Consider the following 25,855-nt stretch of genomic DNA (forward strand, 5'->3'; position numbering starts at 1 on the left):
AGGGGTTTTCAAAAGATACAATAAAAAAGCAATCTCAAAAAATTGAGATTGCTTGATCTATTCGAAATTAAACTAAATCTTCACCGAAGAATAAGCCGATTTCGCGCTCTGCAGATGCAAGAGAGTCAGAACCGTGGATGATGTTGTGAGAAACAGTTGTTGCATAGTCACCACGGATTGTACCTGGGTTAGATTCTTCAGGTTTTGTTGCACCCATCATTGTACGAGCAAGCTTGATTACGTTCTCGCCTTCCCATACCATAGCGAATACAGGACCAGAAGTGATGAAATCAACTAATTCACCAAAGAATGGACGCTCAGCATGCTCAGCATAGTGCTTTTCTGCTAATTCTTTAGGAATTACCATTAATTTAGCACCTTTCATTACAAAACCGCGACGTTCGAAACGATCAACGATGTCTCCAATTACTTGACGTTCAACGCCGTCAGGCTTAACCATTAAAAAAGTTTGTTCAATTGCCATGTTTAAAACACTCCTTAAATTCGTCTAACAGGTTTTACACCTACCGATAAATATTAACAAAAAATGAGCTTTTGTACAACAAAAAGCTAGAATTTGCGCTTACCCATGAACAATGCTACATCACGTAATTTTTTCTTAACGGGATGTTTTGGTAAAGCATCAATTTCTTGTAAGGCTTTTTTCAAATATTTATCACTCATACGATTAGCTTGCTCAATCGCATGAGATTTACGCACATATTGCAACATATTTTGACGTTCCGATTCTGTTAACGTGCCTGCAAACACTTTAACTAAGTATGGTTGCATCTCCGGATCATCTTTCAACAATAAAATCGGTAAAGTAATATTGCCCTGTAGTAAGTCACTACCTGCTGGCTTCCCTAGTTCTTTATCGGTTGCCATAATATCTAAAACATCATCGATAATTTGGAAGCTCATGCCTACAAAGTAGCCGAAGCGCTTTAAATGCCGAACTGTTTTAGCATCAACCCCCGCTGCCACAGCTCCTAGCTCACAGCTTGAAGAAATAAGTAATGCTGTTTTACGTTTGATTCTTCTAAAATAATCTTTTAAACCTTGATCTAATCTAAATTTATCTTCAATTTGAATGACTTCACCGTTACAAATCTCCACCATCGTACGGGCTAAAATTTGATGAACAAGTGGGTCTTCTAACTTTGTTATATATTCCAGCGCACGTGCGAAAATAAAATCGCCTGTGTACATTGCTACCCTGTTATTCCACTGTGATTTGACAGTTGGGCGTCCTCTTCGCATATTGGAGTCGTCAATGACATCATCATGTACAAGCGATGCCATATGAATGAGTTCTAAAGGCACTGCTACATCCTTCATCTTCTCAATGTCATAATCACCAAATTTTGCGCCTAGTAACACAAAAATTGGTCTTATCCGTTTGCCACCAGCTTGTAATAAATGGAGAGAAGCATCGTTGATCAAATATGAAGATGAGTCCACCGCTTTTTCTAACTCTTGTTCAATGATTTCGATATCTGATTTCAAATCGGAATAGAGTAGTTTTAACTTCATCTTTTCCACGTGTGAAAACCTTCCCCCATTAACGTATCTTTTTAAAGCCCATATGCATTGCCGCAGCCCCGCCACTGTATGCTTTGTACGTTACTTTTTCTAATCCTGCCTGCTCAAACAATGCCGCTAACCTTTTCATACCTGGGAAATCATTCGCAGATTCCTGAAGCCAAGAATACTCCTTATAGCTTTTCGCAAATATTTTACCAAATATCGGCATTATATATTTAAAATAAAAACGGAACAGCTGACGATAACCAGGGATTTCAGATTGAGATGTTTCTAAACAAACCACCATTCCACCCGGTTTAACAACACGATGCATTTCCTTCAAAACTTGTAAATAATCAGGTACATTGCGAAGACCAAAGCCGATTGTCACATAATCAAACGTATCATCTGGAAAAGGCAACTCCATTGCATTTCCATGAATGAGTTCAATTTGTGGGTATGGCTCTACCTTTTTTTCGCCAACTTTCAGCATGTTTTGACTAAAGTCAAGCCCTTTTACTTCTCCACTTTCACCAACAGCCTCTGCCAATGCGATTGTCCAGTCTGCGGTGCCACAGCATACATCAAGTGCTTTTGATCCAGGTTTTACAGCCATGTGCTTCATCGTATCGTTACGCCAGCCAACATGCATCTGGAAACTAATTACACCATTCATTTTATCGTAGTTTTCCGAAATACTTTCAAATACTTCGTGAACGTGTTCTTCTTTCGTTTTAGCCATTTTGAAAAACCTCTCTTATCCGTTAGTAGAAGCAATGGATGCCTCTACATGTGCATGTAAAGCTTGTTTGATATCACTTTGTAAAAAGGATGCCTGATTAATGATCTGTGATAGCTCTGTTTTTAAATGCACAATTTTCCCTTGGATGACGCTATTAAAGGTTGCGCCATTACGTCTGACACTTTCTTCTAGTGCCTTACCCATTAAAGACATTTGCCCACGTTGATAAGCTGTCCATTCTTTTTCTAAACGCAAGATTAATAAGCTTTTTTCTATAAGTGGTATATATTCACTGAAAGAATAAAGATCAAAAAATTGAGCAATTAACCCAGATTCTATCGTACTCATCGATGTATACCACTGTTCCATTGTTCGTTGTTTATTTTCATAAACCTTAATTTGGTTTTCACATCGTGCCACAATACCTTGTGACAAGTTTCGAATTAATGCAACATTCCCTGACATTGCTAATATTTCATAATAACGACCACTATAAAAATCCCCAGCTAATACGGTAAGCTGCTGTTCTTTTGATGTTGCGTCTAATTCTTTTATATGATCGTGAGCCGCTAATGCTGCGTACACTATGCCAACAGTAATTGCAGCCTCTTGTTGCTCTTGTTGCCACTCTTCACCATTCAAAAACGGGATTAACAAATAAAACAGTTGATTTTCATCTAGCACAGGTACACCTGTGTATTTTTGCAAAGTTCTATGACGAACATCCATGAAAATCTCTGTTTTTAACTGTGCAATTGAATTTTGAATGTATGTTGCATTCATAGACCTTACTCCATTTCACTTTCAGATACGTTAGCCCTATACAAGGCCAAACGCTTGCTTACTGAGTCATTATAGCATACGCAACGATGCGGAATAAAAAAAATTTGCTTTCTTCATAGCACAGGCAGTAAAGCTCTCCCATAATTGAATGTTGGAATGCTAACTGCCCATAGACCTTATACTAAGTTTTTCACATCTAGTGTTTTTATATGTGTTGTAGAACGTTGAACAGCATTAAAACCTATCGTCAGAAACAAAATTTCTTATTTTTTCGCTTCGCTATTGATCACGCCATGTGCTGTATGAATTTGCGCTTTACCGCGTATTTTCATGGCAGACGTGTGTTCTGTAAATTGAGCAATCATTACTTCGCCGGCATCTAATTTCTCTGAATGATGGAATTTCGTATCAGTTCCACGTGTTAATCCAATGACATGTACACCATCTTCTTCAGCTTGAATAACAATATAATCTTGTGACATCTTTGTACACTCCTTAAATCCGACAAATTCTTAGTTCATCATAACATAATTAGACACGCAATTTAAGACATTTGAATAAATGATAGTACTTCTCTACGTTTCACTTCATCTTCCTCATAAATACCGCGTGCAACAGATGTCACCGTTTTAGAACCAGGTTTTTTTAATCCACGCATTGTCATACACATATGCTCAGCCTCGATCACAACATAGACACCTTTTGGCGAAAGCATCTCCATTATTGTGTCTGCTACTGAAGAGGTAATACGCTCTTGCAGTTGTGGTCTGCGGGCAATCGTCTCCACTGCACGTCCTAACTTACTCAGCCCAGCAACAACGCCGTCATTTGGTATGTATGCAACATGTGCTTTGCCATAGAAAGGTACTAGATGATGCTCACACATCGAATAAAAAGGTATATCTTTGACAAGCACTAGTTCTTCATGATCCTCATGAAATACCGTTTTAAAATAATCTTTAGCATCCTCATGCAAGCCGCTGAACATTTCGGCATACATTTTTGCTACACGCTTCGGCGTATCCAATAAACCTTCACGATTTACATCTTCACCTACCGCTTCTAAAATCATTTTTACCGCTTCTTCTATTTTTAATAAATCAATATTCGACATCAAAAAACCCTCCTGCATATCAAAACATTACACATTTCCCTATGCATCGTAGCACATCCAAAAGGTAAGCGCAAAATGACTTACCTGATTCATCAGAAATTCGCTTCTAGATAAGAAAATCACTGTATATTATTATGTAAAATTCAAATTTGAAGTTAAAAAGAGCAGCCTTCATGTTCGTTAACATGAAGACTGCTCTATGTAACTACTAGACGTGTATTATTTTACCGCGTCTTTAAGCGCTTTACCTGGTTTGAAAGCAGGCACCTTGCTAGCAGCGATTTCGATTTCTTTACCAGTTTGTGGGTTACGACCTTTACGAGCCGCACGTTCACGTACTTCAAAGTTACCAAAACCAATTAATTGTACTTTGTCACCCTTTGCAAGAGCATCTTGAATTGTATCAAATACAGCTTCAACTGCTTTAGAAGCGTCTTTTTTAGAAAGACCTGCAGCTTCAGCAACAGAGTTTACTAATTCTGTTTTATTCACACCATTCACCTCCTCTCAAAGGGTCATGAACCAATTCTGTAAAAAGAGTAACACATAGAAAACCGCTACGCAACTGTATTCATTCATGATTATAACCAAAAAATCAGTTTTTCACCCAAAAAACAAAAATAAAAGGACTTTTCGCATAAAAACGAAAAGCCCTGCGTATATTTTTTGCATTTTTTCTGAATTTTATCACTATAAAATAAATGTTACTAAACCACGATCTCCTTCGTTAACCATACGTTCAATCGTCTGACGCATACGTTTTTTGGCAGTAGATGGAACTGCGTCCATTTTATAGCGAATACCCTCTTTTAATACTTCATGCAATGGTGTGCCAAATAATTGTGTATTCCATAAGGCATCACGATCATGTAAATAAGCATGATTTAAATCTTTTAGAAGTTGCTGACTATGGAACTCTGAGCCAATTAACGGTGCAAATTCTGACTCCATATCAACTCGGATAATATGATAGGATGGCGCTTTTGCCTTCATTCGTACGCCGAAGAAATTATTCTGTTTAATGAGCTCTGGGGCTGTTGGCTCAAATTCCTGCATCATTGGCAATGTCACGCCATAGCCTGTCGTATCAGCATCGTGAATAGCACTTTTAAATCGCTTTTGGGCCTCTTTTGCCTCTGCCGCCTCTTTGATAAAGAGTAACCAATCTTTTTTCGTTTCAATTGGTTCTTCTAGCCATTCATTACAAACTGATTTATACAATTCACCCTGTAGGGATACCCGAATTACAGCTGTTCCTACACCTGCATCTACATGAACAACTTCACTTTGGTCAATAAAGTCAATGGCTTTAAAGGCATCTGACGCCTGTTGCACATCTCGAATTTTCATAACAGAAGAAAGGACTTCCTCCATCGAATCAATCAATGCAACATTTAATGGATGTGTAGCATCTAATACATCCAGCCAGTCTGGTTTTTCCACCTCAATGGTACGAATTGGGAATTCAAATAACGCCTCTTGTAAAATATATTGAATATCCGTTTCTCTCATTTGATCAATGGACATCGCAATAACAGGGACATTGTAACGTTCAAACAATTCATTGCGAAGCTGAACCGTTTCTTCTCTCGCAGGCATTTGGCAATTGAGTAAGATGACAAATGGTTTGCCGATGTCTTTTAATTGCTCTACAATTTCCTCTTCTGCCTTCTCTGCTGCTCGTCGACTGATTCCGTTCACTGTACCATCAGTCGTTACGACAATACCAATATTCGCATGATCGCGAATCACCTTATCTGTGCCAATTTTAGCGGCTTCCTGAAATGGAATTGGCTCCGTATGCCAAGGCGTATGAACAAATTTTGGTCCATTTTCATCCTCATAGCCTTTTGTCCCATCGATAATATAACCAACACAATCTGCTAATCGAATTTGGAATGGCATTTCATCTTCACCGACCACAATACGGGTTGCTTGGGCAGGCACAAACTTCGGCTCAGCAGTCATAATGACTGGCCCCGGAGAACTTTGTGGCAACTCATCNNGTTTCATCCACAATGTTTGGTAACACGACTGATTCCATTACCTTTTTTACAAATGTTGATTTACCTACACGTACTGGACCGACAACACCAATATAAACATCGCCATTTGTGCGCTCTGCAATTTCTCTAAATACTGCTTCACTCAAGGTTTCTGCCTCCTTTATCTACGCTTTTTCACTATATGCGAGCCTGTAGACAAATATGAAAAAGCCCCTCACAAATGTAAGGAGCTTGTTTGCTATTTCTCTTTTTTCTCGGCGGCTTCTGCCTCTTGTTTTTGTAATTCTTTCGCTTTTTTGACATCCGCATTATACGTTTTCATATCATAGATAGGCTCTCCATTCTCGTCCACTGTATATGGAATAGAATAGGCAGGCACCACTGGAAATTTGTCGACAAGCAGTTGGCGAATATCATCACCTGGCTTTACATTCGGCTTATCCTCTTTTAAAAGCTGGCCTAAATCCACAGCATAGTCTACATGTAATTCACCATCACCAGTCATGAAAAGCGGTAACTCGACGCCAGAATAGGGACTTTTTACAGTTACCTCTGTTTTATAACCCAAATCTTTATAGTTGATCTGATAAACATTATCTGAAATTGACCCTTTTATTGGTAAATACTGTGTAGATAGTTTACGAATACCTATTTCACGTATACGCTCTGCCGCGTTTAAATCTACTAATTTGACCGATGCCTCATTTTCAGGGTCCCAAATGATATATTGATATATACCACCTTTTTCATAGGCATTTCCAGGAATTGTCGTCAAATACTTCGGCATAAGTTTTTCAAAATCGATTAAATATTTGATATAGATATCCGTATCTAGCTCGCTATTTTTAATTGGTACTAGTCCACCTGTTGCTTCACGGTATTCATCCACAGCACGTTGAACTGCCGCTAGTTGATCGACATCAGGCGTGACCTTAGCCCTTTTTTCTTCTTCTGGGTACGCACATCCTACTAACAGTATGGCGGTTGCAAATACCAACAGCAAAGCACTTAGTTTTTTCATGTTACTGACACCTCATTATTATTTATGCTGGCCAAGTGGCAACTACAAGTACCATTAAAAATGTGCCAAGTCCAAACAGTATGTATGCACATAAATTTACGACTGTTCGTAAAAATACATTTGAAATCTTATTTCGCGCTAAATAAATTAAGCCGACTGATATAATCATAAATGCGATGCAATAAAACGACACCCACATTACATCAAGCGCAGGCATATGAGCTAACGGGCCCATTTCAAAAAACCACCTTTCTTTGAATGTCAAGACACAATCAAAGTATATTATACTATGTGCTTTTGCTAAAAAGAAATAGTTGTCCCATAACTATCAAGAAATGGACAACTCTTTTAGCTTGTATTTCTATTCAACTAGTGGCACACAATAAGGCGTCTCAACAGATTCGTTGAGACACCTTATTTATGTCCATTTAATGACAAGTCTAATCAAAAAATTAATATTAATGCTTCATATCGTCTATTTCTCGTTTTTTCATACGCATCATTAAGGCATCTACTGCCACTTTCGGTTCAACATCATTAAATAGCACACTATAGAGCTCTGTGGAAATCGGCATGGCGACATCATATTTCTCTGCTAATTGATAGGCTGCCTTCGTGGTACGGACACCTTCTACGACCATGCCCATTTGATCCAGCACTTCTTGTAGCTTCATACCTTGCCCTAACATATTACCTGCACGCCAGTTTCGCGAGTGGACACTTGTACAGGTTACAATTAAGTCCCCCATACCTGTAAGCCCTGAGAACGTAAATGGATTACCACCCATTTTTACACCTAACCGTGAAATTTCTGCAAGACCTCGCGTAATAAGTGCCGCTTTTGCATTGTCTCCATAATTTAAGCCATCAGTAATACCTGCCGCTAAAGCGATAACGTTTTTCAACGCTCCTCCTATTTCTACACCAATGATATCCTCATTTGTATAGACGCGGAAGAACTGATTCATAAATAAATCCTGTACCTTTTCAGCAGCATCAATATTAGCACAAGCTGCAGTAACCGTTGTAGGATGATGCAGTACCACTTCTTCTGCATGACTTGGCCCAGAAAGAACAACAATTTCTTCCACATACATTGCTGGTAAGCTTTCTGCTAAAATCTCAGATATTCGTTTTAATGAGTCAGGCTCAATTCCTTTCGAAACATGGACAAACAACACTTTTTTTGTTAATTCAGCCGTTAGTTTCTCGCATACTTCACGAATCGCTTTTGTTGGAACAGCCACAACAATGGTTTCTGCATGAGTTGCTACCTGCGCCATATCACTCGTCGCATGTAAATTTACAGGTAGTATGGTTTCTGGTAAATATTTTTTATTCGTATGCAGTTGATTGATTTCTTCTGCCTGCTCAGCTCTATGTGTCCATACCAGCGTATCATGTCCATTTTCCGCTAGTACCATTGCCAGTGCAGTACCCCATGAGCCTGCCCCTAACACACAAACTTTTTCCATAACAAAATCCTCCCTTTGTTGGGTTGTCTATTAAGTAAGTTCTTTCTTGTAAAAAGACGCCACCCAACAATAATGTCGGGTTGGCGTATTGTATGTCTATAGCTATTGCCTTAAGCACGCGCACGTGTAATTAAACGAATTGGCGTCCCTTCAAAGTCAAATGTTTCGCGGATGCGATTTTCTAAGAAGCGTTCGTATGAGAAATGCATAAGCTCAGGTTCATTCACAAAAATAACGAATGTTGGTGGCTTAATCGCTACCTGAGTAGCATAGTAAATACGTAAACGACGACCTTTATCTGTCGGTGCTGGATTACGAGCCACTGAGTCCTCAATCACTTCATTTAAAATAGAGGACTGAATACGCATCGCATGATTCTCGCTGACACGTTGGATAATCGGTAAAATTTGATGCACACGCTGTTTTGTATTCGCCGATACAAAAATAATTGGGGCATAATCTAAAAATAGGAAATGCTCACGAATTTGCTGTGTAAAGACATTCATTGTTTTTTCATCTTTTTCAATGGCATCCCATTTATTCACAACAATGATCACAGCTTTTCCAGCCTCATGTGCATAGCCAGCGATTTTTTTATCTTGCTCCTGAATACCTTCTTCTGCATTCAGCACTACTAAAACAACGTCTGAGCGTTCAATAGCACGTAGCGCACGTAACACAGAATATTTCTCGGTTGTTTCATAAATCTTTCCTTTTTTACGCATACCCGCCGTATCAATAATGACATATTCCTGTCCATCATATGCATAAGGTGTATCAATCGCATCACGTGTTGTCCCTGCAATATTACTAACAATAACACGTTCCTGCCCTAGGAAAGCATTCACTAAAGAGGATTTCCCAACATTCGGGCGACCAATTAAAGAGAATTTAATGACATCATCACCGTATTGTTCTTCATCTTCTTTCGGGAAATGTTTCGCACATTCGTCCAATAAATCCCCTAAACCTAAACCGTGGGAACCTGAAATAGGCCAAGGTTCACCGAAGCCAAGTGCATAAAAATCATAAATCATTTCACGCATATCAGGATTATCAATTTTATTGACCGCTAATACGACTGGTTTTTTTGTTTTGTATAAAATTTTAGCAACTTGCTCATCTGCTGCCGTTACCCCTTCACGACCATTTGTCATGAAAATAATAACGTCTGCTTCATCAATAGCGATTTCAGCTTGTTGACGAATTTGTTCTAAAAACGGCTCGTCTCCAATTTCAATGCCACCTGTATCAATAATATTAAAATCGTGTGTTAACCACTCTGCCGAACTATAAATACGGTCACGTGTTACGCCTGGGATATCCTCCACAATCGAAACACGTTCTCCAACGATACGATTAAAAATCGTCGACTTACCTACGTTCGGACGACCTACGATGGCTACTACTGGTTTCGTCATCTGTACTTCATCCTTCCAACTTCTTGTCTTTCGCTATTATACACGAAAAATGCCATTATATCATATCATATCCATAATGTAGAACGCTATGTATGGTGATAAAAGGTGTTACCTCATTTTTTTAAGCGCTCTATCAGATGTTATAAAGGTTCTATCGCCTTTTTAATTGCTATCCTTTATTTTGAGAATCTTATCCGCTACTTTTAGAGTTTTATCCTTCAATTCAAAGATTTTATCCTCTTCTTATTTGCTATCCTTCACTTCTGAAATCTTATCCGCTACTTTTAAAGTTTTATCCTTCAATTCAAAGATTTTATCCACTCCTCAATCGCTATCCTTCACTTTCAAAATCCTATCAACCATAAAAATAGCGAGGATACAATTATGCATCCTCGCTTTATACATTATTTAAAGTTTTTTAGTTTATCGCCAATCACATCACCGAATGAGAAGCCTGTATTCTCTTCAGGTAATTCATAGTCGATTACTTCTTCTGCTTCAGGATTTTCTAATAATTCTTTAATACTAAGGGCTAGACGGCCTTCGTCAGCGTTGACATCAAGAACCTTTACCTGTACTTCTTGTCCCTCTTTTAGTGCTTCATGAGGCGTGTTAATGTGCTTATGCGCAATTTGCGATATATGCACTAAACCTTCAACGCCTGGGAATACTTCCACAAATGCGCCAAATGAAGTAAGTCGCTTCACTCTACCGTCTAAAATAGTGCCTTTAGCGGCACGTTCTTCAATATTAGACCATGGTCCAGGAATTGTTTCCTTAATAGATAAAGAAATACGTTCATTTTCTGGGTCCACTGATAGAACTTTTACTTTTACATCTTGTCCTTCAGCTAAAACCTCACTCACATCACTCACATGCTCATGTGATACTTGCGAGATGTGTACAAGACCATCAATACCACCTAGGTCGATAAATGCACCAAATGACGCGAGACGCTGTACTTTACCATCCAATACATCGCCAGCTTTTATTTGATTAATCACATTTTTCTTTTGTGAAGCTTTCTCTGCTTCAACCACTGCTCGGTGAGATAAAATAAGGCGATTCTTATCCTTATCAAGCTCAACAATTTTAAAGCTTAATGTTTGCCCTTTATAGCCTTCAAAATCATCAACAAAATAGTCCTCTACAAGCGATGCTGGTACAAAGCCACGTACACCTAAATCTACGACAAGACCACCTTTAACAATATCCTTTACTTCCGCTTCAAAGATTTCCTCAGCGGCAAATTGCTGCTCCAGTGTATCCCATGCTTTTAGAGCATCCACTTTACGTTTTGATAGGACAAAGTTTTCTTCTTCAACCTTTGTAATCATCAATTCTAATTCATCTCCAACTGAGATGACATCAGACGCTTTCTCAATGTGTAAGCTTGATAATTCACTAATCGGTACAATACCATCAAACGGAGCACCTGGAATTGATACAGATACTGCCTTTTCATCAACTTGCGCGGCAATGCCTTTGACGATATCACCCTCGTTAAACGTTTGTTCTGCATAGTTCATTTCTTCAGACATATGTAACCCTCCTTCGCATCTTCCCTTACTATTTTATTCGATATTGAAGACAAAGACAAAAATAAATCCTTTAAATTCTAAAAATGTCTGAAATTTTAGGATTTATAGCATTTTTTCTTCTGCTAATTTTAAAATAGCTTGTGCTGCATCATCAATGGACAATGCTGTTGTATCTAAAAAAATCGCATCTTCAGCTTGAATCAGTGGCGATGCTTCACGCTCACTATCCTTTTTATCACGTAGCGCAATTTCTTCCTGAAGTTTTTCAAGAGAGGACTCAATTCCTCTTTTTTGATTATCAATCAAGCGTCGTCTAGCACGCTCCTCTACCGTTGCAGACATGAAAACCTTTAGTTCTGCATCCTTTAAGACATGTGTAGCAATATCGCGGCCATCCATGACAACACCGCCATTAGCTGCAAGTTTTTGCTGTTGAGCAACTAATAGCTCACGAACCTTCGCATGGGCAGCTACTTGTGAGACTGATGAAGTGACCTCATTAGAGCGTATTTCCGCTGACACATTGTGACCATCTAAAAAAACAAGCTGTCCCTGAGGTGATGGTTTTAATTCAATTGTGCTTACTTCAAGCATCTCTGCTAATTTTGCTTCATCATCTAAATGTATGTTTTGTTGCATCGCTTTATACGTAACTGCTCGATACATTGCCCCTGTGTCAATGTAAGTAAAGCCAAGTGCTTCAGCAACAATTTTCGCGATTGTACTTTTGCCAGCACCAGCAGGCCCGTCTATCGCAATTTGAATGTTTTTCTTCATATTCTTCCCTACTTTCTGCACCTCTTATTGTATCATATAACCTCAAAAAAGCCCTCTACTAGGAGAGGGCTTCATCAAAATATTCATAAAGGATATTAAACATTAAAAGGGTTCATTTCTTTACGACGATTGACTAATTGACGTTCAAAGCAAAAACGGACAATATGCTGTTGATCGACATCATCTGTATCTGTTAGTTGGATTGTTGCAATGCGTTTATCCTCTTTTTCAAAAATACGTACGATCAGCGCTTCCGTAATGACATACTTGACATCTCCATTGGCAAATGGCAATACAATGGTTAGTTTTACTTCATCACCCTCAGTGAAAGCTACTTGACCTTTCAACATGACTGCTAGGCCTCCTGCACTAATATCCACAGTCACAAGCTGATATTTATAATCTTTCAACTGAATAGCAACGTCTACTTGTGTCTCCACACGAACGTATTCTCGTCGCTGAATTTTTATAAACTCCTCTGGTGTTGGACAATGCAACATAATCATTGGGATATTACCTGCTTTACGGCCAACTACCTCTGTATTAAAGGCAAAGGATTGCTTATCCTCGGTACGAAAAGTTGCTCTAAATTCTGAGCCATCTATTAAAAATGCCGTTTTCTTTGTTGCCATATTAACCGGATAATCAATATATAGAATATTATCTTTTTGCTCTACAACTTTACAGCGGAATTTCTCCAAACGCTCTGTATAAGTTGGTTCAAGTTGTAATTGTGTACCAATTTTTATTTCCATGAGCATCTCCCCGTGCGAAAAATATAGTTTAATTATCTCATGAGAAGCTTATTTTGGCTATAAAAATTGGTAGTATTTTCATGTCAAGTTGATACAGAGCGGAAGCATCATTGATTAAGTTAGATATTCCACTTTTAATACATTATGGTTTTCCGCATCAATAACAATTCTAAATGTTTCCTGTGTATTACCATCACGCAATGCAATGACCTCATAGCAAAGACGTTGCTCAAATTGTCCATTATCTGTGTAGATATTTTTTACCTCTTGTACTTGGATATCGTCTTGGAAGAACGTTTTCCAATCAATCGGCTTAGCTGTTTGCTTTTTAATATTTTCTTCTTGAATATATTCCATTGCATTTGCACCTAACAGCTCACCTGTATCTTTCGCCACTTTCAATTGAACACCATCAGCGTAGATTAACGCATTATCTCCAGGATGGACACGAGCAAATGTCACATGCCAAGCTTGATGATTTTCTCGTGATTCCACATAGGCTACATCTTTCATGCCTAATTTCTTCACATATTCCTGCGCTTTTTTCATGATTTCCTCTTGTGATAACTTGGCTTCATCCACAGGACGTTCTACTAAATAGGATAATAAATGTCCACCCTTTTCTGTTAAATCAACATAGCCTAATCGAATCCCTTGGTGGAATTGGATATGATAAAAAGGATATGGTGCTGTATCACTACTTTTTGTAACTGTAAATGTGGCATCTTTAATGACTGGGAATAAGTATTTCACTTTTTCTAGTGCTTCTTTTTCGGTAATAACTGCATCCTGTAATGCCTTTAACTCAATTTTTTTCTGCCAATCAGATTCAGATAAAGTTAACGGGAAATCCTTTTCGCCGTAGCCCTTTAATGTATCCTTTACAGTATCAAATTGGCTATTTGGGTTTTTATTATCTACTTGCTGTAGCCAAACATCCATTTTCCCATCATGCTTATAGAAATCGACGGTTGCAGCTGTCCATTCATCGGAAAGAGATTGTAAATTCGTTGAAACCTGGGGCATTTTTTCACGCCAAGCTTCATAATCCCCTGTTTTCGCTGTCCTTTTTGCTTCATCGCCAAGTCGACCTAGATAGTTCATCCATTCACTTGATAGTTCTTGTCCTATTGGAATATTCGCAATTGAAGAACGAACTTCTGAGCTTAAACGCCAAACCGAATCTAGTTCATTGTGAATCGCCTGCTCATCTTGAAACAACAGGGATTGTGATACTGAGCGTTGAAGATGGGAAAGTTTTTCAGATGCATCCGTTAACTTATCTGTATATTGTGCTAGCACGGTACGTTGTAAATCTTCTTTATCTCCATGTAAATCAATACTGTATGCCCCTAACCCAATAACGGCAATCGTTAAGACCACGAGCCAAGTTTTCATCTAGGTTCCTCCTTTCTATGAACAGAAAATATGCTCTCCAATTTGTTTAATTTGTGGACGTGACCAAATCCATTTGCTCGTTGCAGTTTTTGGATTGAAATAATACAATGCATTTTCAGAAGGGTCCCAGCCGTTCATGGCATCAATAACCGCTTCTTTCGCTCGCTCATTTGGCTCAAGCCAAATTTGCCCATCTGCAACGGCCGTAAATGCTAACGGTTGGAAAATGATACCTGAAATAGTATTCGGGAAATCTGGGCTTTCCAAACGATTTAAAATAACTGCAGCAACTGCTACTTGTCCTTCATATGGTTCTCCCCTTGCCTCTCCATATACCGCATTCGCCATTAGCTGTAAATCACGCTCTGTATATTTGGGAGGAACTTGTGTCTGTGTTCCATTATTATTACTACTTCCACTACTATTGCTACTGCCACCACTAGTATTCTTTTTCACTTGCTGATCAAGTGGCTTGCCACCATAATAAGTAAATTGGTTTCCTGCATTTAATTGAGCTTTCACCCATTTTTCATCATAATCTGAATTGCCCGTTAACGCTTTCTTTGTCTTAGCGCCTGCAATTCCATCTACCGGTAATCCATAATTTTCTTGGAAATTACGTAAAGCCCAGTATGTGTTGTAGCCAAATTTACCATCAATTTTACTCTTATAAAAACCTAAGTATTGTAGCCTTGCTTGCAATTCAATGACATCATCTCCATAGGCACCTCGAGTAATTTGCTGATCGCTAAATGCATTCGCATCATTTTGAGGAATCGCAATTATACTAATTCCTAATATCAAAGCAAAAAGTATGCTTACTAAACGCACTTTTATCACTCCTTTTTTTTATAGCTTGAAACAAAAAGAGTAATTTATACATGATAAAAATGAAATAAAGCGTAGAAATCTTTGACGATTTCTACGCTTTATATTTTCTTTTGCATGTGAAGATGCTGCACCAGATGATAATGTGCAAGCTTCACTTTGCGCAAGCCAAACCACCATAAAAACAACATAAAAGGAATCATTAAATAAACCCAGTGACCTTTGAATGATAATATTGTATTGTATAGAATGTGAAGTACCACTGGTGCACAAAGCGCCATAGCAATCATCTCTTTTGTCTTAACAAGTTTCGAAAACTTAGCCCGTCCATAATAATAGCCCATTACGACACCGAACAAAGCATGACTCGATACTGGTAATAAGGCTCGCATAAATGCCGTGTCTAAGCCAAATGAAAGTAAATAAAGAACATTTTCAATCGTAGCAAAGCCAAGTGAAATGCTTGCCCCGTACAATATACCATCGTAAGGGTCATCAAATTCTATATGATTATAGATGGCAATTAATAGCACAAACCATTTAAAAAATTCTTCAATGACACTCGAAAATAGTACGTCTTGAAGATAAAGATATCGAAAAACCCCTTCCTCTGTTAATACATACTGTAAAAACATGATTGGGAACGTTAAAAATGCGCCGTATAAAAACGTTTGTAGTAAAGTTCTTCTTGGCTCCGTAGCCATTTGATTGCGCAAATAGAAATAACTAAAAAGCGCTAGACCGGGAGCAATGGCAGCAGATAATAAAATGATCATGATGCCGGCTCCTTTCAACAATAGACTGCTATTATTATACCATGTAATGACAAAAAAACTTTTTAAAAGGAGATTTATTTTTTATGAAAAAAACAATTTTATTAATTCATACTGGCGGCACAATCTCCATGGCGATGAGTGCTGAAGGAGCGGTCATGCCTAATAAGGAAAATCCTCTAATGAAGGAAAGTAATAAACTGGCTTCACTAGCAAGCATTATCGAAATAGAAGCTTTTAACCTTCCTTCTCCACATATTACACCGAAAGAGATGCTTTTATTGCGTAACTTGATTTTGGAACAAATTGACGCACAGCCAATTGACGGTGTGGTCATCACACACGGTACGGATACATTGGAAGAAACCGCCTATTTCTTAGAGCTAACTACGAACTTAGCCATTCCGATTGTGCTAACAGGAGCAATGCGTTCATCTAACGAACTTGGAGCAGATGGGATTTATAATTTAGTAGAAGCAGTCCGAGTAGCTGTTGATGAAGAAGCACGTGATAAAGGTGTGCTTGTTGTGATGAATGATGAGGTTCATCTTGCTGTAAATACAACAAAAACAAGCACAAGTTCAGTAAATACTTTCCAATCTCCACAATATGGACCGATTGGCCTTATTACAAAATCCCGAATCTTATTCCATCACGCACCAATTCGTCGACAATATGTAGATGTTAACAATTTACCTAAGCGTGTCGCAATGCTAAAAGTGTACGCTGGAATGGAAGAAGATTTATTGGATGTCGTGCTTGCATGTAAATATGATGGTGTTGTGCTAGAAGGACTAGGTCAAGGGAATGTCCCGCCATCTGTTGTAAAGGGAATTGAAAGCCTTATACAACGAGACATCCCAGTTGTACTTGTTTCCCGCTGCTTTAATGGAATTGCAGAAGGTGTTTATGGCTATATGGGCGGCGGTAAAATGCTAGAAGACTTAGGCGCCATATTCGCCACAGGTATTAATGGTCAAAAGGCACGCTTAAAATTATTAATAGGCCTTAACACAACTGGCTCGCCTTTAAATTTAAAGGACTTTTTCTTGTAACGCTAAAGTCTCGATCACCTGTTCATAATAGCCCAGTATTTCGCTAAGTCGAGCCAAAGCTTCATCAAAATCTGGCTGTATCACAGAAAATTGAATGAAATTCTTTTGGCGTAAATACTGGCTTTCACCATGAACGAATAGCCCGTTTAATGCTAGATCAATAAGTAGGTTGGCATAATTATTAGGCAATTGAACCGTTATCAACATCGGATATTGAGTAGTTGGATATTGAAATTGCATGATTGGTAGCTGCAGCAGTGATTGAAAGCGTTGCTGTAGCTGCTCATAACGTGCTGGATAGGCTTGCAATGCAGTCTCCGCATTGCTCAGTAATACAGCAGGTAATGTAAATGGTATGACACCTTGCTGATAATTTGCTAAATCAAGATAAGCGGGTAGATCGGCAGATGGGGGTGCAAGTGATTGCGAAAATACAAATGCTAGCCCACTTAACGCACCAATGGCCTTACCACTCACAGCCGTAGCTAAATAGCAGTCCTGTAAAGAGAACGGCATGGCACCGAACGAACTAATACAATCTATACATAACTTTACATTGTATTGTTTAGCAAGCTTTTTAAGAATATCTAAGTTATTACAAGTTCCCGTGGAAGTCTCACCATGTACTGCCAACATCCACTGATAAGACCCCGTCTCAAGCTGTGAAGCCAGTTCTTTGTCATCAAATACTGTTCCCCATTCTTTTTCTACCACATCATAATGTAATGACCAACGAGCGGCTTGCTTCTGTAAACGTTCACCGAATTCTCCATTTGTGAGAATAAGCCCTTTTCCTAATTGCTGTGCCTTTAGTTGTGCAAGCATTACTTCATTTGCTAGCGTTCCCGTCCCTACGATTACACCAACATGATTGGACTTCGATAAATGCAGCAACTTCTTCTGCACTCGTTCATAAAGCGCATAAAAAGGTAATGAACGATGTGATAAATCTGAATGAGCAATTGTCTTTAATTGCCTCACCGGCCCAGGATAAAATGTAGAGGGTTCCGTCGTTAGTCTATGTTGTAATGATTGTTCAAATTCATGTCTAGTGAGCACCATCGGTAAAAACATCGCACCCTCTTCCCCGACAGCTGGTGCAAACTGCTTAAAACCCATCTGCTTATATAGTTTTTCCTCTCTCGTTGTACCTGAAATCACTGCCGCAGAATAGCCTTTTTCGTAGGCAAATGTAGTTAAGGCCTGAGTAAGCTTCAATAGAACTCGACCCGTTCGATAACCTTTCTTCACGGAAAGCAAACGAATTTCACAAAGCTTCTCACAATTTTCCTTCGATAAATACTGCTCGACCTTACCAATCTTTTCATCAATAGAAAATGGTCGTTGATCTCTAAACGCCACCATGCCAATTAATTCTGTTTGCTTATAAACAACGACATAGGTATTCTCCTGATGAAATCGATCTACTTTTTTTCGCGATGCATTTACCTCATGCTGAGGAATTTCTTCTACAAATGTTTCATAATTCAATCGAGCAATCGCCTCAAATTCTTCATTTGTCTTGGCAATTTTACACCAATACATTTCCTTCACTTCCCTCTTTTCAATGATTCCTGAATATTAGACATATGCTTAATAAGCATACACACGATTGCCATGATTAAAAGTCCATATGGCTCTAATTTCCCTGCTTGTATAATTGCGGCTATATAAAAAGCAAAGCCCCCAACCATGCCAAGTGTCAGACTTCTAGTAAATGCAGATATAAGTGCTGTACCAATAATCATCCATAAAAAAAGACTTGGCGATAAGGCGAGACCCACACCAATAAAAGTAGCTACACCTTTCCCTCCATTCCATTTCAGCCAAATCGGAAATAGATGGCCAATTATAACCCATGCAGCTCCGCCAATAAGGACCCATTCATCCAATTGCCACATGCGTCCTAACCCTACAACAAGTACACCTTTTAATGAATCGCCAAGCAGAGTCAAAATAAACGCTGTTTTCCCAATCACACTTCCCGCATTACGCGCGCCTAAATTTTTACTACGCTCTTCCTGCAAATTGACACCGTATATCTTACCAACGAAATAAGCCGTCAAGATGTTTCCTATTAAATAACTCAAGAGCCAATACAAGCCAATCATTGAGCTGCCTCCTTGCTAAAAAGGCTGTATAAGCTACATGCCTATACAGCCTCGATCGTTATTTTTTTCTCTGCTCAATAGTTCGAGCGATACATTCGCCATGGAAACGACCATTTTCAATAAAAATTTCATTGGCATTATTTCCTGCTGCAATAACACCTGCAATGAATAGTCCTTCAACATTGGTTTCCATCGTTTCAGGCGTAACATAAGGACGACCCGTTTCTTCCTCTATGTCCACTCCCATCGCTTTAATAAAGGAGTGATCAGGATGATAGCCAGTCATAGCAAAAACGAAATCATTTTTTACTATTTTCTCTTGGCCCTCTACTTCTAAAACAACTTCGTGCTCACGTATTTCCAATACATTTGTATTAAAAAGCATGTCAACTTCTCCAGTTTTGACTACCCCTTCAAATTCGGGTAATACCCATGGCTTGATGCTTGGAGAGTATTCGCTGCCACGATAGGCTACGGTTACACGAGCCCCGGCTTTATTTAATTCTAACGCGGCATCTATCGCTGAATTTTTGCCGCCTATAACTAGAACATCCGTATCAAAAAATTCATGGCCCTCTTTAAAGTAATGGAAAACTTTAGGCAACTCCTCACCATGGATATTTAAATAATTCGGATGATCATAATAACCTGTTGCAATGACAACATAGGGCGTTTCATATATTTCCTTATCGGAGGTAACCGTGAACAAATCATTATTTTTTACAACACTTTGTACTTTTTCGAAGCGATTAACTTGTATATTTTTTAAACGGACGACCTCTCGATAGTAGACAAGGGCTTGATTGCGTTTCGGCTTACGTCCTTCAATAATAAATGGTACATCACCAATGGCTAACCGTTCACTCGTACTAAAAAATGTTTGATGTGTAGGGTAATGATAGATGGCATTGACGATATTTCCTTTTTCAATCACAATAGGTTGTAAACCAATATTTTGCAAAGCTATTGCTGCTGCTAAGCCGCATGGGCCTCCTCCAACAATAATTGCATCTGCTTGCTGCATTTCTTGACACTCCAATCGAATTTGAACAGCAAAAATTGCTGCTCCATGCTTTCACATTTCATAGAATAGACGATACTTTTTTATTATACGCCTTCTCACACGTTTTGGTTGTTTATTTACTCGAAATATCAATGTCAATTATATGACATTGGGGCTTTGCACCAAATCGAAAAGGTACTAATGTCGTCCCATAGCCATTGCTTACTAAAGTCATGACACCATCACGCCGACGATAGGAACCATTTGGATGGACACCATATGGACCGAATCTGATTTGCCCTCCATGTAAATGTCCCCCCATCATTAAATCCGCACGATATTTAGCCCGAACTTTCGCAAAAACCTCTGGATTATGGGCGATAAAAACAACTAAATCCTGATCTCCTATCTTTGCAAAAGCTTTTTCAAAACTATATTCTTTAACGGTTGTATCCTCAATAGCACTTAACCAAAAGCTATTTTTAAGCGGAAGCTGTACGGCATCATTGACAATAATTTGAACATGGTATGCCTGTAAAATGTCCTTCAGTCTTTCTTCCCCAATTTCTCTGTCATTATTGCCCCAAATAAAATAGGTTGGTCCAAGGGACGTTAATAATGATAAATTTTCATGAATACGATCAATCGGTGTACGGCTATCCGCAAAATCACCGCCAATAATTACTGCATCAAAATGATGTCCCTGTAACTGTGCAATCATTTCCTTACTTATTTTACGTAAATGAACATCTGAAATAAAAAATAATCGTACCTTCTCCTGTTCACCCTGTAATGAAAGCTGGTGAGACAATACATTATTTTCATGTGCCACCTTCCACATATAAAGTGGAGGGGCGATGACTACCAAAAGAAATAGCCCTAAATATAGCATTTTCTCACTTCTCCTTACGACAGCAAAAAGGCGATTCTTCTTAAAAAACGAATCGCCTTTTTGCTAAATCAGACGTACGTTTTGGTGTGAACGTTTGTCTGTAATTTTATACTAGAAAACCTATATAACGATAAAAAAATTCTATTAAGGTAACTTAATGACTTGCCCAACCATTACAGTATTAGAGGACATCCCATTAGCAGCACGAATTTTAGCTAAAGTCGCTTCACTGCCATCGCCATAGTGATTTAATGCAATTCGGTATAAGTTCTCATTTGCTTTTACAGTATGTGTCGTTGCTTTAGCATTTTGTTTTGCTTCTTCCGCTTTTCTAGCCTCTTCTGCTTTTCTTGCTGCCTCTGCTTGTTGTTGAGCTATTCTTGCTTCTTCAGCTTTTCGAGCTTCTTCGGCTTTTTTTGCTGCCTCTGCCTTTTTCGCTTCTTGAGCCTTTTTCGCTTCTTCAGCAGCTTTTTGCTCCGCTGCTAACTTATCAGCATCTTTTTGAGATTGCTCTTGAGCCTTCTTATCTCCCTGAGCGTCTTGAACCTTATCATCTTTTTCCTTATCTTTATCTGACGCAGATGCTTCTGAAGGATCTAATTCGACAACCTGTTCAGCTGTATCCTTTTCGGCTTGTTCAATCGTTTTTCCTGGTTCATAAAATTTCCAAAAATAAATAAGAATTGTTAATGGTATCAAGATAAAAATAACAAACAGAATCGTCATTAACGGTGTCTTACGTTTCGAATTTTTTGGCTTTTTGTTTTTATTACCGTTTTTATTCATTCTAGAAACTCTTGATAAGGATTGCTGTTCTTTTTGCTCATCTTCAAACGATTGACGATGCTCTTCTATTTTATCGCGATAATCTTCTTTATTCATTCGCCTTTCCCCCAACCTTACTACGCTTTCTATCATCTCTATTATGACGAATTTTACGAAAAAAGTAAATGACCGTCAGTTTTAGTCTAATTACCCATTAATAGTTGTTGCAATCGACTTTCCCACGTTGCCATTTCTACTTTCTTTTTCTCTTTTAAGCGTACTTTCTTGATTACATCATAATGGATTCCACAATTTTCACAACAGTTTTCCGGCTTTTTCTGCAATTTTTGCCCAAAATACCCGACTAAATGTTCACGAATACAGTCTTTTGTCTGTATGATTTGAAGCATTTCATTCACTGCATTGTATTTCTCTAGTGCTAAATGATTTAATCGGACCTTCACTTGTTCCGAAGACTCTCGTTGCAGCCAATAGTCTAACACACGGAAGGCTGTCTCACTTAACTCCCCATTTTTCAGCATTTGGATGGGCTGTATTTGCTGAGATAGCAGCTCCTGGTAGCGGTCAACATGATGTAAAGTTGGTAAATCGCCTGTCACAACAAATTTAGCCAGCTCCTCATCACCTTCAGCATACAGTAATATAGCAAGTGCAGAGTGACCATCCCGCCCTGCACGTCCAATCTCCTGCATATAATTCGCTATATTGGCAGGCATTGATTCATGAATGACCTGCCGTATATCAAGCTTATTAATGCCCATACCAAAAGCGTTTGTTGCAACAATCCAATCAAGTTCACCAGCTATAAATTGCTGTTGAATAAATTGCCGGTCCTCCACCCCATAGCCAGCATGATATGCAGCAACACGAACGCCCTCTTGTAATAAGGCTTCGCTATATTGTTGCGCACGTTTACGTGAGGAAACATATAAAATACCAGGTCCTGCCGTTTCCGTAACATGGTGCATGAGCCATCTAGCTTTATCAGCCTTATCCTCCACTACTACACGACCTAAATGAATATTCGGGCGGTCAACATTATACATAAACTCGAATGGTGCTTTGAGAGATAAAGTTTCCCGTATATCTCGAACAACCTTCTTTGTTGCCGTAGCAGATAATGCCAAAATTGGCGGACGATTTTCTCTCGATAGCCAGTCACCTATTCGTAAATAATCTGGTCGAAAATCAAAGCCCCATTGTGAGATACAATGTGCCTCATCTACTACGATTAAACCTAGCTTCATCTGCGCCAGTTTCTCTTGTACCTGTTGCTGGAGCAGCATCTCTGGGGAAGTAAAAATAAAACGATATTGCTCTAAAAAATGTAATACATAACGTTTCTCTGTTAGTGATAAAAAGGAATTTAAAGCTACCACCCTCTTTTCCCCAAAACGCTTCAGCTCTTCTACTTGATCCTGCATTAATGACAGTAAGGGTGAAACAATTAGTACAGGTTTCTCTAATGTATAGGCTGGTAGCTGGTAGCAGAGTGATTTTCCCATTCCTGTTGGCAATAAGGCAATAACATCTTGTTCTTGTAGTAATGCCTCAATGACTTCTTTCTGTCCTGGCCGAAATGATGAATAACCAAAATGCTTATGCAATAATTGTTCAAGTTCCATTTATACTTCTCCTTTCGCAAGGACAAGCCTTAATTGAAAATAACTCATATCGTTTAAAGCTTCATGTAATATTTTCAATTTTTTTGTTTGATACTGCTTCGATGCCTGCCACACTTTTTGGGCTTCATCATAGGAGACGAATGGGCCAATAGAAAAGTTCGGTTCATACATAGCTAATTCCACAAAATGATCCTCAATTGTACTTTGTTTTAGTTTTCTCATTTGAACAATTTGCTCCATCGAATAACCTTGTTCATATAATTGTGCGGTTTGTTTTGCAGAATCTGTTAGCAATATTTTAACTTTTAATCCTTCTGCCACATGCCCTAGCAATGGGTAATCATCTATTTTTTGATGCACTTCATTTAATAATATATGTAGGGTTTCAATAAAAGCTAATTGACTATCCAGTACAGTTTCCTTCCGTTCATCTGCAAGCTGTTGCCACGTCCATCCTGGTAATTGATAACCACTTAAACGATACAGAACAAGCTGTTTGCTTGCATCTGACACAGGGAGAATAGTTAGCACATGATTACATTCTGTCAATAATTGCTGCTGTAAATGACCTTCCTTATAATGATGTGCCTGTAAAAAAGTTCGCACCCACGCTTGAATCATTGTATCTCTACTAATCGGTGAAAAGGTACGAACGGCTGCGGCTTGATGTGACAAACTTTGTACAATGAGAGTGAGCCTCGCAAAAAACACATGCTCATTTCCCCGATAGTGCCAACCATCAAAGAAAAAGGTTGGCGTTTGTTGTGCACGTTGTAATCCTAGCGTTTCCATGTAAAAATGACCAGATTCCTGCACATTTAACCAACTATTCTGCATAAATAAGTTTACAGCCTCATCAAATGTAGTACGAGATAGTTTTGGCAAGAGGCCAAAATATTGATGCAGTTGAAAAAGACCAATATCTTGAATTGTCTGGCCTGAACGCTTCCCTCTTAGGACATGATAGGCAGCCGAAATCGTCCGCTCTTTATTGAGTTTTTGAAAGATTTGCAATAAAATTTGATGAAACATTGACGCAAATTCCTCCAATTTAATAGTATTTAAGTTGAAATGTAAGATAAACATCTTTAAAATGAGTATGAAGCTTTGTAGGAACATCGTTAAAGGAGAGAATAAAATGGCTAAATACACAATAGTTGATAAAGATACATGCATCGCTTGTGGCGCATGTGGAGCCGCAGCGCCAGACATTTATGATTATGATGATGAAGGCATTGCCTTCGTTATTTTAGATGATAACATGGGAACTGCTGAAGTTCCAGAGGATCTATTGGAAGATATGCAAGACGCTTTTGAAGGTTGTCCAACAGACTCTATCAAAGTAGCAGATGAAACATTCGATGGTGACTCATTAAAATTTGAATAGTCTTCCGTTGATGTATATCTTAAAAGGCATCCTTCAGGGGATGCCTTCTTATTGATTAAAATATTGGCTATCTTTTGCATCAAGATAATAGGCATATGGTCCATTGCTATACATACCAATCTATTGGAGGAATGTGAATGTTTGAGCAGTTACAAGTTGAGCATAGTTTATTTTATATTGATCAAGACCATATGAATAGATTTAAAAATCTTGCTGCAAAGTGGCAATCAATATTTCCAGATGTTTGTGCGAAATGTTTGAATACTGTGGACGCATGGGCAAACGTGTTAAATAACTGGGTTTTCTTAAAATCGCAGCAGACCGATGAGCTCATTCTAAATCCTTCTAAAGCCATCTATTATTCCATCAATACATTCTTATTAGATGAGCTCCAAAAAATTCAAATAATTCAAAAAGTAAAAGAATGTGAGAATGATGATTTTCAGTATTTTGCGGCCTTCCACTTAGGAAATGCCATCGATTTATGGGTGTACGATACACTTGAAAAAAGTGCAGAATCTGATTTGTTAAAACCACAAAATCGAATACCTTATTATCTTGCCTTTTTAGACGATGATTTTCAAACAGACAATGCTTTATTCCATAAAAATCAAACAAGAGCAATCAAAATATTGGCACAGGTCATTCGGTCACAAAATTGCTTTAGAATCACTGTCAGTAGTGCTGTTAATCGAGCAGTAGATATGTATGATCATTATGTAACAAAATAAAATAGCACACTTTTTAATTCGTCTCTACTGTAAAGAGATGAATTTTTTTTGCTCTCTAAACTACTTCTCTTTTCATCTTGTTATTGCAACGTTATTTTATGTAT

General features: G+C 38.5%; 27 protein-coding genes and 1 pseudogene. 3 read left to right on the forward strand and 25 right to left on the reverse strand.

Features of this window, described 5'->3' with window-relative positions; translation table 11 throughout:
• Positions 1–67 precede the first annotated feature (67 nt).
• The 18 genes and pseudogenes from ndk to prsW form a co-directional block, all read right to left on the reverse strand.
• A complete protein-coding gene (gene ndk / locus B3D98_RS07535) occupies positions 68–484 on the reverse strand; it encodes a nucleoside-diphosphate kinase (protein WP_004232627.1) in 417 nt (138 codons plus the stop codon).
• 86 nt (positions 485–570) lie between these two features.
• Positions 571–1,545 carry a heptaprenyl diphosphate synthase component II gene (gene hepT / locus B3D98_RS07540; protein WP_054550708.1) on the reverse strand — a complete coding sequence of 325 codons (975 nt, stop codon included), beginning with the start codon at positions 1,543–1,545 and terminating at the stop codon, positions 571–573.
• Positions 1,546–1,564: 19 nt separating this feature from the next.
• Entirely contained in the window at positions 1,565–2,269 is a 705-nt protein-coding gene (locus B3D98_RS07545; protein WP_054550707.1) for a demethylmenaquinone methyltransferase, read from the reverse strand.
• Positions 2,270–2,284: 15 nt separating this feature from the next.
• The gene (locus B3D98_RS07550) at positions 2,285–3,052 is read right to left on the reverse strand and encodes a heptaprenyl diphosphate synthase component 1 (protein WP_048389813.1); all 768 of its coding nucleotides are present in this window, start codon (positions 3,050–3,052) and stop codon (positions 2,285–2,287) included.
• A gap of 263 nt (positions 3,053–3,315) precedes the next feature.
• Positions 3,316–3,534 (reverse strand): trp RNA-binding attenuation protein MtrB, encoded by a 219-nt coding sequence (gene mtrB, locus B3D98_RS07555; protein WP_004232621.1) that lies wholly within the window; start codon positions 3,532–3,534, stop codon positions 3,316–3,318.
• Between the two features lie 62 nt (positions 3,535–3,596).
• Positions 3,597–4,166, reverse strand: coding sequence for a GTP cyclohydrolase I FolE (gene folE, locus B3D98_RS07560; RefSeq protein WP_009370809.1), 570 nt, complete (start codon positions 4,164–4,166; stop codon positions 3,597–3,599).
• Between the two features lie 219 nt (positions 4,167–4,385).
• A complete protein-coding gene (locus B3D98_RS07565; protein ID WP_004232618.1) occupies positions 4,386–4,658 on the reverse strand; it encodes an HU family DNA-binding protein in 273 nt (90 codons plus the stop codon).
• Between the two features lie 198 nt (positions 4,659–4,856).
• Positions 4,857–6,318 (reverse strand): annotated as a pseudogene (spoIVA, locus tag B3D98_RS07570) (stage IV sporulation protein A).
• Positions 6,319–6,410: 92 nt separating this feature from the next.
• Entirely contained in the window at positions 6,411–7,193 is a 783-nt protein-coding gene (locus tag B3D98_RS07575; protein ID WP_054550706.1) for a hypothetical protein, read from the reverse strand.
• A 22-nt stretch (positions 7,194–7,215) separates the two neighbouring features.
• A complete protein-coding gene (locus B3D98_RS07580; RefSeq protein WP_004232605.1) occupies positions 7,216–7,428 on the reverse strand; it encodes a DUF2768 domain-containing protein in 213 nt (70 codons plus the stop codon).
• Positions 7,429–7,651: 223 nt separating this feature from the next.
• Positions 7,652–8,668 (reverse strand): NAD(P)H-dependent glycerol-3-phosphate dehydrogenase, encoded by a 1,017-nt coding sequence (locus B3D98_RS07585; protein ID WP_016993349.1) that lies wholly within the window; start codon positions 8,666–8,668, stop codon positions 7,652–7,654.
• Between the two features lie 110 nt (positions 8,669–8,778).
• Complete coding sequence (der, locus tag B3D98_RS07590; protein ID WP_004232601.1) at positions 8,779–10,089, reverse strand: ribosome biogenesis GTPase Der; 1,311 nt, start codon at positions 10,087–10,089, stop codon at positions 8,779–8,781.
• A 404-nt stretch (positions 10,090–10,493) separates the two neighbouring features.
• The gene (gene rpsA, locus B3D98_RS07595; protein ID WP_048389803.1) at positions 10,494–11,630 is read right to left on the reverse strand and encodes a 30S ribosomal protein S1; all 1,137 of its coding nucleotides are present in this window, start codon (positions 11,628–11,630) and stop codon (positions 10,494–10,496) included.
• A gap of 102 nt (positions 11,631–11,732) precedes the next feature.
• Positions 11,733–12,407 (reverse strand): (d)CMP kinase, encoded by a 675-nt coding sequence (gene cmk / locus B3D98_RS07600; protein WP_048389802.1) that lies wholly within the window; start codon positions 12,405–12,407, stop codon positions 11,733–11,735.
• 95 nt (positions 12,408–12,502) lie between these two features.
• Positions 12,503–13,162, reverse strand: a complete 660-nt coding sequence (locus B3D98_RS07605; RefSeq protein ID WP_054550705.1) for a flagellar brake protein — start codon at positions 13,160–13,162, stop codon at positions 12,503–12,505.
• A gap of 114 nt (positions 13,163–13,276) precedes the next feature.
• Positions 13,277–14,560 (reverse strand): PepSY1/2 domain-containing protein, encoded by a 1,284-nt coding sequence (locus B3D98_RS07610; RefSeq protein ID WP_048389800.1) that lies wholly within the window; start codon positions 14,558–14,560, stop codon positions 13,277–13,279.
• A 15-nt stretch (positions 14,561–14,575) separates the two neighbouring features.
• Positions 14,576–15,391, reverse strand: coding sequence for a spore cortex-lytic enzyme (gene sleB, locus B3D98_RS07615; protein WP_054550704.1), 816 nt, complete (start codon positions 15,389–15,391; stop codon positions 14,576–14,578).
• Between the two features lie 98 nt (positions 15,392–15,489).
• Positions 15,490–16,164 carry a glutamic-type intramembrane protease PrsW gene (gene prsW / locus B3D98_RS07620; RefSeq protein ID WP_004232588.1) on the reverse strand — a complete coding sequence of 225 codons (675 nt, stop codon included), beginning with the start codon at positions 16,162–16,164 and terminating at the stop codon, positions 15,490–15,492.
• 83 nt (positions 16,165–16,247) lie between these two features.
• On the opposite strand from prsW, the gene B3D98_RS07625 reads away from it, so the two are divergent.
• The gene (locus tag B3D98_RS07625) at positions 16,248–17,216 is read left to right on the forward strand and encodes an asparaginase (protein WP_048389794.1); all 969 of its coding nucleotides are present in this window, start codon (positions 16,248–16,250) and stop codon (positions 17,214–17,216) included.
• Here the strand turns inward: B3D98_RS07625 and B3D98_RS07630 are convergent.
• The 7 genes from B3D98_RS07630 to B3D98_RS07660 form a co-directional block, all read right to left on the reverse strand.
• Positions 17,196–18,761 carry an aminotransferase class V-fold PLP-dependent enzyme gene (locus tag B3D98_RS07630; RefSeq protein ID WP_288582155.1) on the reverse strand — a complete coding sequence of 522 codons (1,566 nt, stop codon included), beginning with the start codon at positions 18,759–18,761 and terminating at the stop codon, positions 17,196–17,198. The two genes, B3D98_RS07625 and B3D98_RS07630, sit on opposite strands and share 21 nt — an antisense overlap.
• Positions 18,762–18,766: 5 nt before the next feature.
• Positions 18,767–19,327 (reverse strand): glycerol-3-phosphate acyltransferase, encoded by a 561-nt coding sequence (locus tag B3D98_RS07635; RefSeq protein ID WP_054550703.1) that lies wholly within the window; start codon positions 19,325–19,327, stop codon positions 18,767–18,769.
• A 58-nt stretch (positions 19,328–19,385) separates the two neighbouring features.
• A complete protein-coding gene (locus B3D98_RS07640) occupies positions 19,386–20,351 on the reverse strand; it encodes a YpdA family putative bacillithiol disulfide reductase (protein WP_054550702.1) in 966 nt (321 codons plus the stop codon).
• Between the two features lie 112 nt (positions 20,352–20,463).
• Positions 20,464–21,222 (reverse strand): metallophosphoesterase, encoded by a 759-nt coding sequence (locus B3D98_RS07645; RefSeq protein ID WP_288582157.1) that lies wholly within the window; start codon positions 21,220–21,222, stop codon positions 20,464–20,466.
• A gap of 144 nt (positions 21,223–21,366) precedes the next feature.
• Positions 21,367–22,104, reverse strand: a complete 738-nt coding sequence (locus B3D98_RS07650; protein ID WP_288582159.1) for a LysM peptidoglycan-binding domain-containing protein — start codon at positions 22,102–22,104, stop codon at positions 21,367–21,369.
• A gap of 86 nt (positions 22,105–22,190) precedes the next feature.
• Entirely contained in the window at positions 22,191–23,633 is a 1,443-nt protein-coding gene (locus B3D98_RS07655) for a RecQ family ATP-dependent DNA helicase (protein ID WP_115673446.1), read from the reverse strand.
• Positions 23,634–24,665, reverse strand: a complete 1,032-nt coding sequence (locus tag B3D98_RS07660) for a helix-turn-helix domain-containing protein (RefSeq protein ID WP_288582163.1) — start codon at positions 24,663–24,665, stop codon at positions 23,634–23,636.
• Positions 24,666–24,771: 106 nt separating this feature from the next.
• Between B3D98_RS07660 and B3D98_RS07665 the strand changes: the two genes are divergently transcribed.
• Positions 24,772–25,020 (forward strand): ferredoxin, encoded by a 249-nt coding sequence (locus tag B3D98_RS07665; RefSeq protein ID WP_004232564.1) that lies wholly within the window; start codon positions 24,772–24,774, stop codon positions 25,018–25,020.
• A gap of 137 nt (positions 25,021–25,157) precedes the next feature.
• The gene (locus B3D98_RS07670; RefSeq protein ID WP_048389781.1) at positions 25,158–25,751 is read left to right on the forward strand and encodes a hypothetical protein; all 594 of its coding nucleotides are present in this window, start codon (positions 25,158–25,160) and stop codon (positions 25,749–25,751) included.
• The last annotated feature ends 104 nt before the right edge of the window (positions 25,752–25,855 follow it).

Origin of the sequence: Lysinibacillus sp. UBA5994 (genome assembly GCF_002429725.1) — a bacterium.
GTDB classification, from domain to species: domain Bacteria; phylum Bacillota; class Bacilli; order Bacillales_A; family Planococcaceae; genus Lysinibacillus; species Lysinibacillus capsici.

Coding starts and splice junctions, on each gene's coding strand:
- B3D98_RS07585 (WP_016993349.1), bottom strand. CDS start 8,668: ATGGAAAAAGTTTGTGTGTTAGGGGCAGGCTCATGGGGTACTGCACTG.
- ndk (WP_004232627.1), bottom strand. CDS start 484: ATGGCAATTGAACAAACTTTTTTAATGGTTAAGCCTGACGGCGTTGAA.
- mtrB (WP_004232621.1), bottom strand. CDS start 3,534: ATGTCACAAGATTATATTGTTATTCAAGCTGAAGAAGATGGTGTACAT.
- prsW (WP_004232588.1), bottom strand. CDS start 16,164: ATGATCATTTTATTATCTGCTGCCATTGCTCCCGGTCTAGCGCTTTTT.
- B3D98_RS07655 (WP_115673446.1), bottom strand. CDS start 23,633: ATGGAACTTGAACAATTATTGCATAAGCATTTTGGTTATTCATCATTT.
- der (WP_004232601.1), bottom strand. CDS start 10,089: ATGACGAAACCAGTAGTAGCCATCGTAGGTCGTCCGAACGTAGGTAAG.
- B3D98_RS07575 (WP_054550706.1), bottom strand. CDS start 7,193: ATGAAAAAACTAAGTGCTTTGCTGTTGGTATTTGCAACCGCCATACTG.
- B3D98_RS07550 (WP_048389813.1), bottom strand. CDS start 3,052: ATGAATGCAACATACATTCAAAATTCAATTGCACAGTTAAAAACAGAG.
- folE (WP_009370809.1), bottom strand. CDS start 4,166: ATGTCGAATATTGATTTATTAAAAATAGAAGAAGCGGTAAAAATGATT.
- B3D98_RS07630 (WP_288582155.1), bottom strand. CDS start 18,761: ATGTATTGGTGTAAAATTGCCAAGACAAATGAAGAATTTGAGGCGATT.
- B3D98_RS07670 (WP_048389781.1), top strand. CDS start 25,158: ATGTTTGAGCAGTTACAAGTTGAGCATAGTTTATTTTATATTGATCAA.
- B3D98_RS07625 (WP_048389794.1), top strand. CDS start 16,248: ATGAAAAAAACAATTTTATTAATTCATACTGGCGGCACAATCTCCATG.
- B3D98_RS07605 (WP_054550705.1), bottom strand. CDS start 13,162: ATGGAAATAAAAATTGGTACACAATTACAACTTGAACCAACTTATACA.
- B3D98_RS07665 (WP_004232564.1), top strand. CDS start 24,772: ATGGCTAAATACACAATAGTTGATAAAGATACATGCATCGCTTGTGGC.
- B3D98_RS07610 (WP_048389800.1), bottom strand. CDS start 14,560: ATGAAAACTTGGCTCGTGGTCTTAACGATTGCCGTTATTGGGTTAGGG.
- rpsA (WP_048389803.1), bottom strand. CDS start 11,630: ATGTCTGAAGAAATGAACTATGCAGAACAAACGTTTAACGAGGGTGAT.
- B3D98_RS07545 (WP_054550707.1), bottom strand. CDS start 2,269: ATGGCTAAAACGAAAGAAGAACACGTTCACGAAGTATTTGAAAGTATT.
- B3D98_RS07660 (WP_288582163.1), bottom strand. CDS start 24,665: ATGTTTCATCAAATTTTATTGCAAATCTTTCAAAAACTCAATAAAGAG.
- B3D98_RS07650 (WP_288582159.1), bottom strand. CDS start 22,104: ATGAATAAAGAAGATTATCGCGATAAAATAGAAGAGCATCGTCAATCG.
- B3D98_RS07580 (WP_004232605.1), bottom strand. CDS start 7,428: ATGGGCCCGTTAGCTCATATGCCTGCGCTTGATGTAATGTGGGTGTCG.
- B3D98_RS07645 (WP_288582157.1), bottom strand. CDS start 21,222: ATGCTATATTTAGGGCTATTTCTTTTGGTAGTCATCGCCCCTCCACTT.
- B3D98_RS07640 (WP_054550702.1), bottom strand. CDS start 20,351: ATGCAGCAAGCAGATGCAATTATTGTTGGAGGAGGCCCATGCGGCTTA.
- cmk (WP_048389802.1), bottom strand. CDS start 12,407: ATGAAGAAAAACATTCAAATTGCGATAGACGGGCCTGCTGGTGCTGGC.
- B3D98_RS07635 (WP_054550703.1), bottom strand. CDS start 19,327: ATGATTGGCTTGTATTGGCTCTTGAGTTATTTAATAGGAAACATCTTG.